At 74.2% G+C, this 10,696-nt stretch carries 9 protein-coding genes; all 9 read left to right on the forward strand.

All coding sequences use genetic code 11. The annotated features are described in order from the left end of the window. Nucleotides 1-1,275 (forward strand): UDP-N-acetylmuramoyl-L-alanyl-D-glutamate--2,6-diaminopimelate ligase (locus WD250_07005; protein MEX2619951.1); only part of this gene is annotated, 1,275 nt, incomplete at its 5' end. Next, the gene (murF, locus tag WD250_07010; GenBank protein ID MEX2619952.1) at nucleotides 1,272-2,651 is read left to right on the forward strand and encodes a UDP-N-acetylmuramoyl-tripeptide--D-alanyl-D-alanine ligase; all 1,380 of its coding nucleotides are present in this window, start codon (nucleotides 1,272-1,274) and stop codon (nucleotides 2,649-2,651) included. The genes WD250_07005 and murF, both read left to right, overlap by 4 nt. Beyond that, a complete protein-coding gene (mraY, locus tag WD250_07015) occupies nucleotides 2,648-3,685 on the forward strand; it encodes a phospho-N-acetylmuramoyl-pentapeptide-transferase (GenBank protein MEX2619953.1) in 1,038 nt (345 codons plus the stop codon). Before murF ends, mraY begins: the two co-directional genes overlap by 4 nt. Then, nucleotides 3,682-5,115: a UDP-N-acetylmuramoyl-L-alanine--D-glutamate ligase gene (gene murD / locus WD250_07020; GenBank protein MEX2619954.1), complete on the forward strand. Its 1,434-nt coding sequence runs from the start codon at nucleotides 3,682-3,684 to the stop codon at nucleotides 5,113-5,115. Before mraY ends, murD begins: the two co-directional genes overlap by 4 nt. Beyond that, a complete protein-coding gene (gene ftsW, locus WD250_07025) occupies nucleotides 5,105-6,286 on the forward strand; it encodes a putative lipid II flippase FtsW (protein MEX2619955.1) in 1,182 nt (393 codons plus the stop codon). The genes murD and ftsW overlap by 11 nt, the downstream gene beginning before the upstream one ends. Further along, complete coding sequence (murG, locus tag WD250_07030) at nucleotides 6,283-7,425, forward strand: undecaprenyldiphospho-muramoylpentapeptide beta-N-acetylglucosaminyltransferase (GenBank protein MEX2619956.1); 1,143 nt, start codon at nucleotides 6,283-6,285, stop codon at nucleotides 7,423-7,425. The genes ftsW and murG overlap by 4 nt, the downstream gene beginning before the upstream one ends. Beyond that, on the forward strand, nucleotides 7,422-8,831 hold the full coding sequence (murC, locus tag WD250_07035; GenBank protein ID MEX2619957.1) for a UDP-N-acetylmuramate--L-alanine ligase: 1,410 nt from the start codon (nucleotides 7,422-7,424) through the stop codon (nucleotides 8,829-8,831). The genes murG and murC overlap by 4 nt, the downstream gene beginning before the upstream one ends. Further along, nucleotides 8,824-9,792 carry a UDP-N-acetylmuramate dehydrogenase gene (gene murB, locus WD250_07040; GenBank protein MEX2619958.1) on the forward strand — a complete coding sequence of 323 codons (969 nt, stop codon included), beginning with the start codon at nucleotides 8,824-8,826 and terminating at the stop codon, nucleotides 9,790-9,792. Before murC ends, murB begins: the two co-directional genes overlap by 8 nt. 44 nt (nucleotides 9,793-9,836) lie before the next feature. Continuing rightward, nucleotides 9,837-10,631 carry an FtsQ-type POTRA domain-containing protein gene (locus WD250_07045; protein MEX2619959.1) on the forward strand — a complete coding sequence of 265 codons (795 nt, stop codon included), beginning with the start codon at nucleotides 9,837-9,839 and terminating at the stop codon, nucleotides 10,629-10,631. Nucleotides 10,632-10,696 lie beyond the last annotated feature (65 nt).

Genomic DNA, 10,696 nt, shown 5'->3' on the forward strand with positions numbered 1-10,696 from the left:
CTCCCCCACCGCATGACCGGATCCGGACCGCAGTACAACGGCGACGTGGCCGCGACGGTGCAGGACCACCCGTCCTCGGCGCTGGAGCTCGCCGGGGTCACGGGCACGAACGGCAAGACGACGATCACCTACCTGATGGAGTCGATCCTGGCCGCCGGGGGACACACGACCGGGGTCGTCGGGACGGTGTCGACCCGCATCGCGGGTGAGACCGTGGCGGGCGCCCGCACCACCCCCGAGGCTCCCGACCTGCAGCGGCTGCTGCGGCGCATGGTCACCTCTGGGGTCACCGCCGCGGCGATGGAGGTGTCGAGCCACGGGTTGGCGCTGGGCCGGGTGAACGGGACGCGCTTCTCGGTCGTGGTCTTCACCAACCTCACGCAGGACCACCTGGACTTCCACCCCGACCTCGAGGACTACTACCAGGCGAAGGCGTCGCTCTTCACGTCGCGCTTCGCACCCGCGGCGGTGGTCAACGTCGACGATGCGTTCGGCCGACGCGTCGCCGGGGAGACCGCCTTGCAGGTCGTGCGGGTGGGCTCGCGCCCCGACGCCGACGTGACGGCGCGCGACGTGGTGAGCGCACCGGGCGGGTCGACCTTCACCGCCGTGCTCGGCGGACGGTCGGTGCCGGTGCGGACCGCGCTGCCGGGCCACTTCAACGTCACCAACGCGCTCTGCGCGGTCGCGGCCGCCGACGTCATGGGCATCGCGCCCGAGATCGCCGCCGCGGGTGTCGCCGCCCTGTCCGGCGTCCCCGGACGCATGGAGCGCGTCGAGGCCGGCCAGCCCTTCACCGTCCTGGTCGACTACGCCCACACGCCCGACTCCCTGCAGAACGTGCTGCGGGCGGCGCGGGGACTGATCGACGCGCGGCCGGGGGCGGGGACAGCCACCGGGACCGCGCGGGTGATCGTGGTCATCGGATGCGGCGGCGACCGGGACCGCGGCAAGCGTCCGCTCATGGGTCGTGCCGCCGTCGAGGGCGCCGACCTCGCCGTGCTCACCAGCGACAACCCCCGCAGCGAGGATCCGATGGCCATCCTCGAGGCCATGCTCGCCGGCGTCCGGGAGGTCCCCGGTGCGCGTCACACCCTGGAGCCCGCACGCCGTGAGGCCATCGCCCTGGCCCTCGGTGAGGCACGCCCCGGCGACGTCGTCGTGATCGCCGGCAAGGGCCACGAGACGACCCAGGAGCTCGCCGACCGGGTCGTGGACTTCGACGACGGCGCCGTCGCCCGCGAGCTGCTGGCCGGCCGGGCGGGCCAGCGATGATCCCACTGACCGTCGAGCAGGTCGCCGACGTGGTCGGGGGCGAGCCCTGCGACGCGGGCGTGGGCCGCGACACGGTCGTCGAGGTGACGATCGACTCACGCACGGTGGTGGCCGGGTCCCTGTTCGTGCCACTGCCGGGTGAGCAGGTCGACGGCCACGACTTCGTGGACGACGCCGTGGCGCGCGGGGCGGCAGGCTACCTGTGGCAGGTGGATCGGCCGGCCCCGGACCACCCCGGAGGGGTCCTGGTCGACGACCCCGCCGACGCGCTGCTCGGCTTGGGCGCGTGGGTGCGGGAGCAGGTCGGTCCCACGGTGATCGCGATCACCGGCTCCAGCGGCAAGACCACCACCAAGGACCTCGTTGCGGCCGCCACCGGGGCGGGCCGGCGGACGGTGGCCAACCAGGGCTCCTACAACAACGAGCTCGGGGTGCCCCTGACGTGCTGCCGTCTGACCGCCGACACCGAGGTGCTGGTCGCCGAGATCGGTACCCGGGGCATCGGGCACATCGCCCGGCTGGCACCGGTCCTCGCCCCCGACATCGCGGTCGTCACCACCGTGGGCGCGTCCCACCTCGCCATGCTCGGTGACATCGACACCGTGGCACGCGCCAAGGTGGAGCTGGTGCACGCGCTGACCCCCGACGGCATCGCGGTGCTGAACGCCGACGACCCGAGGGTGGCGGTGATGGCCGAGCAGGCCCCCGGCCGGGTCGTGACCTACGGGCGGCGCGCCGACGCCGACTGGCGACCGGACCACGTGGAGCTCGACGAGCTCGCGCGGCCGGTCTTCACCGTCCGCGGCCGGCGTGTCCGGCTGGCGCTGCCCGGCGAGCACAACGTGGGCAACGCCCTGGCGGCCCTTGCCGCGGCCGACCTGGTCGGCGTCGACCTCGAGCGCGCGGCGGCGGCCCTGGAGTCGGCGACGGTGTCGCCGTGGCGCATGCAGCTGCTGCGCACGCCCGGCGGGGTCGTCATCCTGAACGACGCCTACAACGCCAACCCCCCGTCGATGGCCGCCGCGCTCCTGACCCTGTCGCGGATCACCACGGGCGGGCGCCGGTGGGCCGTGCTCGGGCACATGGCCGAGCTGGGCCCGGGCAGCGAGGAGGCGCATCGGGAGGTCGGTCGTCACGCGGCTCGCCTCGGCATCGACGGCTTGGTCGTCGTCGGCGAGGCGGCTGCCGCCATCCGCGATGGCGCCATGCAGTCCGGCGCGTACGCCGAGCACGACGTGGTCGGCGTGGCCGGCCCCGACCAAGCCGTCGCGTCCCTGCGCGGGCGGCTGCGCCGGGACGACGCGGTGCTGGTCAAGGCCAGCCGCTCCGTCGGCCTGGAGCACCTCCCCGACGCCCTGGCGGGTGAGGGTCCGTGAGAGCCATCCTCGTCGCCGCCAGCGTGTCGTTGGTCCTCTCGCTGGTGGGCACCCCGATCGTCATCCGGTTCTTCCGCAGCCGCGGGTACGGCCAGCTGATCCGCGACGACGGTCCCAAGGCCCACCACGCCAAGCGCGGCACCCCGACCATGGGGGGGACCGCGATCATCCTGTCGGCCATCGTGGGCTACTTCGTCGCCACGCTGACGCTCGGCCCGAGGCTCTCGGCCGGGGGACTGCTGGCCATCGGGGTGTTCGCCGGCATGGGCGCGGTCGGGTTCATGGACGACTACATCAAGATCCGGCGCAACCGGAGCCTCGGGCTCACCAAGACCGCGAAGTTCGGGGGCCAGGCGCTGGTCGCCGGGTTGTTCGCGTTCGGCGCGCAGTACGTCGCGGAGACGTCCACCCAGCTGTCCTTCATCGGCCCGACGGACCTGGACTTCGGCCGCTTCTTCGTGCTCTGGGCCTTCATCATCCTCGCGGCGACCTCCAACGCGGTGAACCTGACCGACGGGCTCGACGGGCTCGCCGCCGGCACGGGCGCCGCCATCTTCGGGGCGTACACGGTCATCGCGTTCTGGATCTTTCGCAACGAGGCGCAGTACAGCGTCGAGGCGGCGCTGCACGCGCAGGCGCTGGCGATCGCGGCGGCGGCGGCGACCGGAGCCGCGCTCGGCTTCCTCTGGTGGAACGCGCCGCCCGCCCGGATCTTCATGGGCGACACCGGCTCCCTGGCGATCGGTGGGATGCTCGCCGCCCTCGCCGTCATGACCGAGACCGAGCTGCTGCTGATCCTGCTCGGCGGGCTGTTCGTGGTGGAGACCGCCAGCGTCATCCTGCAGGTTGCGAGCTTCCGCCTGACCGGCAGGCGCATCTTCCGGATGGCGCCGCTGCACCACCACTTCGAGCTGATGGGCTGGCAAGAGGTCACCGTGATCGTGCGGTTCTGGATCATCGCCGGCCTGTCGGTGGCCTTCGGCCTCGGCGTCTTCTACGCCGACTACCTGACCAGGCCGGGGGCGATCGGATGAGCGTCCCCACCATCGGGTTGCAGGGCACCCGGGTGCTGGTCATCGGCCTCGGGGCCTCCGGGCGGGCTGCCGTCGACGCGCTGGCAGGCGCCGGGGCCGACCGGGTGACCGTCGTCGACACGCGCACGGACCCGGGCACGGAGCAGCACGCCGCCACCCTGCGGGGGGCCGGGATGGATGCCCGCTCGGGGGTGGCCGATCCGGCCGTCCTGCACGGCATCGACGTGGTCGTCGCGAGCCCGGGCCTGGCACCGAGCAACCCGCTGCTCGCCGCGGCGATCGCCTCCGGTCAACGGGTGTGGAGCGAACCGGAGCTCGCCTGGCGGCTGAACGGGGAACGCACCCGGCTGGTCGCCGTGACCGGGACCAACGGCAAGACCTCCACCACCGAGCTGCTCGCCGCATGCCTCGGCGCACCGGTCGGCGGGAACATCGGCACGCCGCTGTCCGCCCTGCTGACGGGGCCCACCCCGCCCCCCCTGGTCGTCGCCGAGCTGTCGAGCTTCCAGCTGCGCTTCACCGAACGGCTGCGGCCGGACGTGGCGGTGCTCCTGAACGTCGCGCCCGACCACCTCGACTGGCACGGCGGCTTCGAGGACTACGTCGCGGCCAAGGCCAGGGTGTGGGCCTGCCAGCGCCGGGCCGGCGCTCCCGGCCTGCAGGGATGCGACTGGGCCGTGGTGGGCGTCGACGACCCCGGGGCACGCGCCGCCCTGGACACCCATCCCGCCCCCGCCGGCGTGGTCGGCACGACCACCGGGCCCCCGGCTTCCGGCCAGGTGGGTGTCGTGGAGGGCGCGATCGTGAGCCGGTTGGCGGGCGACACCATCGTGACCGCCATCGCCGATCTCGCCGCCCCCGGCCCGCACAACCTGGCCAACGCCGTGGCCGCGGTCGCCGCCGCCCAGTGCGCCGGCGCCGACCCGGCCGACCTGGCCCGCCCGTTGGCGTCCTTCCGGCCGGGACCCCACCGGCTGGAGCACGTGGCCACGGTGCGCGGGGTCCACTACGTCAACGACTCCAAGGCCACCAACCCGCATGCCGCTGCGGCGGCGCTGGCCAGCGTGGAGACGCCGGTCGAGCCGTCCGTGGTCTGGATCGCCGGCGGGCTCGGCAAGGGCCTCGCGTTCTCGTCCCTGGCGGCACCGGTGCGCGAGCACGTCCGCACCGCGGTCACCATCGGCCACAGCGGTCCGGAGATCGCGGCGCTGACCCGGGACCTCGGGGTCGCCACCGTGGAGGCCGGAACCCTGGCCGAGGCCGTCCCGGCCGCTGCTGCCCGGGCTCGGCCCGGCGACACGGTGCTGCTGGCGCCCGCCTGCGCGTCAATGGACCAGTTCACCGACTACGCGCACCGCGGTCAGGTCTTCCGGGACGCGGTCGCGGCACTCGCCGACCGGGCACACGAGGAGGGCGCTCGTGGCTGCTGATGCGCCCCGCCGCACCGCCCCCCGCCAGTCACGGCAGGTCCGCGGGCCGGCCACGGGATGGCCGCGCGAGTTCGCCGTGCTGGCCGTCGCCGTCACCACGCTGCTCGTCCTGGGGCTCGTGATGACGTTCTCCTCCTCGTTCGTGCGCTCCGCGGCGGACACGGGTGACGCCTTCGGCATCTTCCAACGCCAGCTGATGGCCGCCGTGGTGGGGGTGCCGCTGCTCGTCGGGGCGGCGCTGGTCGACTACCGGGTGTGGCGCCGCCTGGCACCCTGGCTGCTGCTCGCCTCGGTGGTCTTGGGTGTGATCGTCCTCCTGCCGGGGGTGGGCATCATGGCGCACGGGGCTCGGCGCTGGATCGACCTCGGGCCGATCACCTTCCAGCCCACCGAGCTGATGAAGCTGGCTGTGCCCCTGTTCCTCGCGCACGTGCTCGCCCGACGGTGGACGAACCTGCGCGCGGGGGACGTGTGGGGGCTGCTCATGCCGGCGGGCCCGCTCCTCCTCGGCGTGGCCCTGCTGGTCATGGGCCAGCCCGACCTGGAGACCGCCGCGTTGATCGTGGTCATCGGGGGCATGGTGCTGTTCGCCGCCGGCCTGCCGGGGCGGGTTGTCGTCGGCGCGGCCGGGTGCGCGGTGCTCCTGGGGGCTGTCGCCATCGCGAGCACCCCGTTCCGGCGCCAGCGCATGCTCGCGTGGGTCGATCCCACGAGCCACCCGACCGACCTCGGATGGCAGACCTTGCAGGGCTACATCGCGCTCGGCTCGGGCGGGGTCTTCGGGCGGGGGCTCGGCCAGGGGCGCGGCCAGTGGCTGTACGTGCCCAACGCCCACACCGACTTCATCTTCGCGATCATCGGCGAGGAGCTCGGCCTGATCGGGGCGCTGACCGTGCTGGGGTTGTTCTCCGTCGTGGCGGTGGTCGGCTTCCGGGTCGCCCGGCTGGCCCCGGACCCGTTCGGGCGGCTGGTCGCCACGGCCATCACCGGCTGGATCCTGTTGCAGGCGGGGATGAACATGGGTTCGGTGGTCGGGTTGCTGCCGGTCACGGGGGTCACCCTCCCGCTGATCAGCTTCGGCGGCTCCTCGCTGATCATCACGCTGCTCGGGCTGGGCATCCTGCTGTCCGTCGCCCGCCACGCGACCGTCCCCACCGGGGATCCGCGATGAGCGGGCGGGTCCTGATCGCCGGTGGGGGCACCGGCGGGCACGTCTTCCCGTCCCTTGCGGTGGCGACCGCCCTGCGCGACACCGGCCTCGAGGTGGAGTTCATCGGGACGTCGCAGGGCCTCGAGGCCCGGCTGGTGCCCGAAGCCGGCTGGACGCTGCACCGCGTCGACACGGCCCCGCTCGCCCGCAAGGCGTCGCTGTCGACCCTGCGCCTGCCGTTCGTGGTCCTGCGGGCGATGCGCCAGGCCGTGGGCATCATCCGGGAACGCGAGGTGACCGCCGCGTGCGTGTTCGGCGGGTACGCATCGGTCCCGCTGGCGTTGGCCGCCCGGCGCACGAAGATCCCCCTGGTGGTCCACGAGCAGAACGCCATCCCCGGGCTGGCCAACCGCCTGGCCGCGCAGTGGGCGACGGCGGTGGCGGTCAGCGTGCCCGGCAGCGGCAAGCGCTTCCGCGACCCCGATCGGGTGGCCCTGACCGGCAATCCTGTGCGCTCCGGGTTCGCCGGCGTGGATCTGGCGGGCAGCCGCCCCGAGGCGCTCGCCGCGTTCGACCTCGATCCCGCCCGCCGGACCCTGCTCGTCTTCGGGGGCAGCCAGGGCGCGCGTACCCTCAACGACGCCACGGTTGGCAGCCTCGGCCTGTGGAACGACCCGGGGCGGCTGCAGATCCTGCACGTCGCGGGCCGGGGCGACTACGAGCGGGTCGGCACGGCATGGGACCGGGCCCTCGACGAGCACGGAGACGCAGCCCCGCTCGTGCGCTGCCACGAGTTCGTCACCGACATGGCGGCGGCATACGCCGCCGCGGACCTGGTGGCCTGCCGAGCCGGGGCATCGACGATCGCCGAGCTCACGGTGCTGGGCCTGCCGAGCGTGCTCGTGCCCTATCCGCACGCCACCGACGACCACCAGACGGCGAACGCCCGCGCGCTCGCGGACGCCGGGGCGGCGAAGCTCGTGCCCGACGCGTGGCTGGCGCCCCGTTCGCTGGTGGCCACGACCGAACCGTGGCTCACCGACGACGACGCCCGAGCGCAGGCTGCCGTCGCCGCACGCTCGCTCGGGCACCCCGACGCGGCGCAGCGGGTGGCAGACATGGTCGCACGGGCCGCCAACCGATCGGAGGGACGACCGTGACCACCGAGACCTTGCAGCCCGGACGCCATGTGCACCTCATCGGCATCGGCGGGGCCGGGATGAGCCCGCTGGCGCACATCCTGCTCGAGCGCGGCCACCCGGTCAGCGGCAGCGACCTGCGCGGCGGTCGGGCGTGCACCGCCCTGTCCGCCATGGGAGCCGCCATCGCCGTGGGCCACGCGGCGCACCAGGTCGAGGGCGCCGACCTGGTGGCGGTGTCGGCAGCGGTGCCCCCGGACAACCCCGAGCTGGTCAGGGCCGGGGAGCTCGGTCTGCCGGTGCTGCGCCGCACCGAGCTGCTCGACGCGTTGATGGTCGGCAGGCGACGGGTGCTGATCGCCGGCACGCACGGCAAGACGACGACCACGGCCATGACGACCGTGTGTCTGCAGATGGCCGGTCTGGACCCGTCGTTCGCCATCGGTGGGACACTGGCGGAAGCGGGGACGAGCGCGCATCACGGCACCGGTGCGGCCTTCGTGGCCGAGGCGGACGAGGCGTATGGCTCCTTTGCCTGGCTCACGGGGGACGCCGTGGTCGTCACCAACGTCGAGCTCGACCACCACGACCACTACCCCGACCTGCAGGCCGTGCGACGGGCGTTCCTGCACTTCCTCGACCGCCGCCCTCCGGCCTCCGACGGCGGCCGCACCGGTCCGGTGATCCTCTGCCTGGACGACCCGGGCTCGGCAGACCTGCAGGGCGCGGTCGCCGGTCCGGTCTCGACCTACGGCGAGCACCCCGACGCGGACCTGCACATCACCGACGTGGTCCTGGATCCAGACGAGTCGCGCTTCCACCTCGTCGATGCGGGCCAGGACCTCGGCGAGTTCCGCCTGCGCCTGCCCGGCCGGCACAACGTCGCCAATGCCGCGGGCGCCGCCGCAGCGGCGCGTTGGGCGGGAGCCTCCCCCGATGCCGTCCGCGCCGCGCTCGCGGCGTTCGGGGGCGCGCAACGGCGCTTCCAGCGGCTGGGGACGGCCGGGGGCGTCACGGTCATCGACGACTACGGCCACCACCCGACCGAGCTGCTCGCCACGCTCTCGGCCGCACGGCAGACCGCGGGCACGGGACGGATCGTGGCCGTCTTCCAACCGCACCGGTACTCGCGGACGGCGGCCCTCGGCCAGGAGCTCGGCGCGGCCCTGGTCGGTGCCGACGCGGCCCTGGTCACCGAGGTCTACGCCGCCGGGGAGGCGCCGGTTCCCGGGATCACCGGTGCCCTGGTGGCGGACGCTGCCGCCGCCGCCGGTGTCGATGTCGCATTCGTGCCGGCCGGCACGGACCTCGCAGACCGGGTGGTCGCACTGGTGTCCCCCGGCGACGTGGTCGTCACCCTCGGCGCAGGCGACATCACCGAGCTCGGCCCCGTGCTCCTCCGCCGCCTGGAGGGCCACCGTGGCTGAGGAGGTGGCAGCACCGGACCGGCAGCTGGTCCGCTCACTGGAGGTGCAGGTCGCCGGGGATGTGCTGCCAGCCGAGCCGCTGTCCGACCACACCACCATCAAGGTCGGCGGCCCTGCTGCCGCGTTCGTGCGCGCCGAGACGGTCGCTGACCTTGTCGGGGTCGCCGAGGTGTGCGCAGCCCTCGACCGGCCGTTCCTCATCCTCGGCCGGGGCAGCAACCTGGTCGTCGCCGACCGCGGCTGGCCGGGCGTGGCGGTCACCCTCGGCCGGGGCTTTCGCGGCGTCGAGGTGGACGGCACGACCGTCGTGGCGGGCGGAGCCGAGCGCATGCCCGTCCTGGCCGCAAGGCTCGCCCGCGCCGGGCTGGGGGGGTTGGCGTTCGGTGTCGCGATCCCGGGCAGCCTCGGAGGCGCGGTGCGGATGAACGCCGGTGCCCACGGTGGGGAGATGGCTGACGTGCTGGCGTGGGCGGACGTGGTCCGCCTCTCGTCCGGCGGCGGTGTCCAGCGGCTGCCGGCCGCCGAGCTCGGGCTGCGGTACCGGCAGACCGACCTGCCCGGCGACGCGGTCGTGATCCGGGCCGGGCTGGTCCTGACGCCGACCGACGCCGAGACGCTGCGCGAGGAGATGGCCGAGATGAAGCAGTGGCGTCGGCGATCCCAGCCGGTCAACACCCCGTCCTGCGGCAGCGTCTTCGCCAACCCCGAGGGCGACTCGGCGGGCCGGCTCATCGAGGCGTCCGGCATGAAGGGCTACCGCTGCGGTGGAGCCCGGGTCAGCCCTGTGCACGCCAACTTCATCACCGTCGAGCCGGGGGCGACGGCCGCCGACGTCCACGCGGTGCTCACCACCGTGCGCTCGACCGTCGCCGAGCAGCAGGGTGTCGACCTGCGCACCGAGGTCGTCCTGATCGGCTTCGAGGGGCCGGCGACGGCCGGCGGACGCGGGGAGGAGCGGTGAGCCGCGAGACCCTGACCCCGCCGCGCGCAGGGCGACGACCGCCGATGGATGCGCGCATCCGTGCCCGCCGCAACCAGGTGTCGCGGGACCGCTCACGGCGACGCCGACGGATGGTCGGCAGCCTGGCGGCCGTCATCGTGCTCGCGGCCGCCGCCGCGGGTGTTGCCCGTTCCCCGCTGTTCACCATCGATGCGGTGGCGGTCGTCGGGGTGGCCGACGACGAGCAAGCCGCGATCCGCCAGGCCATCGCGTTGGGTGCGGGCGACAACCTGCTCACCGTGGATCTCGGCGCGGCCGCTGCCCGGGTGCAGGCCCTTCCCTGGGTGCGCAACGCCGACATCCGTCGACGGCCGCCGTCGGGGGTCGAGGTGACCGTCGTCCCACGGGAACCCGTCGTCGTGGTGCGCCTTCCCGATGCGGCGTGGCTGGTCGATGCCGAGGGGGTGGTCGTCGCGGGCGGGGTCCGCGAAGGGCTGGTCGAGCTCACGGCCCCGCATTCGGTGGTGCCCGGGGTGGGCGCCCAGGTGCGGGACGCGGCGTTGCGCAATGCTCTGGAGGCCCACGCCCAGATGCCGGAGCCGCTGCGGGCGCAGGTGATGCGGTATGAGGCTCGCAGCGCCCGGGACCTGCGCCTGCACCTGGAGAGCGGGATGGTCGTGCGGTTCGGTGTGGCCGAGGACGTGGACGCCAAGGCTCGGTCCGTGGCCCTCCTGCTGGAACAGGCGCGGGCGCAGGCGGCGCGCCGCACGCCGGATGGGCAGCCCGCGCCCGCCCTGGGGGTCGCCGAGATCGATGTCCGCACGCCGGACAACCCGGTCTTGGTGCCCACCGGGGGCTAAGGGGGGGCTAACAGGCTGTCGCAGAATGGGCCGACGGGCCGACAATGCATGCGCACGCGCCTGCT

Source organism: Egibacteraceae bacterium (assembly GCA_040905805.1).
Lineage (GTDB): Bacteria > Actinomycetota > Nitriliruptoria > Euzebyales > Egibacteraceae > DATLGH01.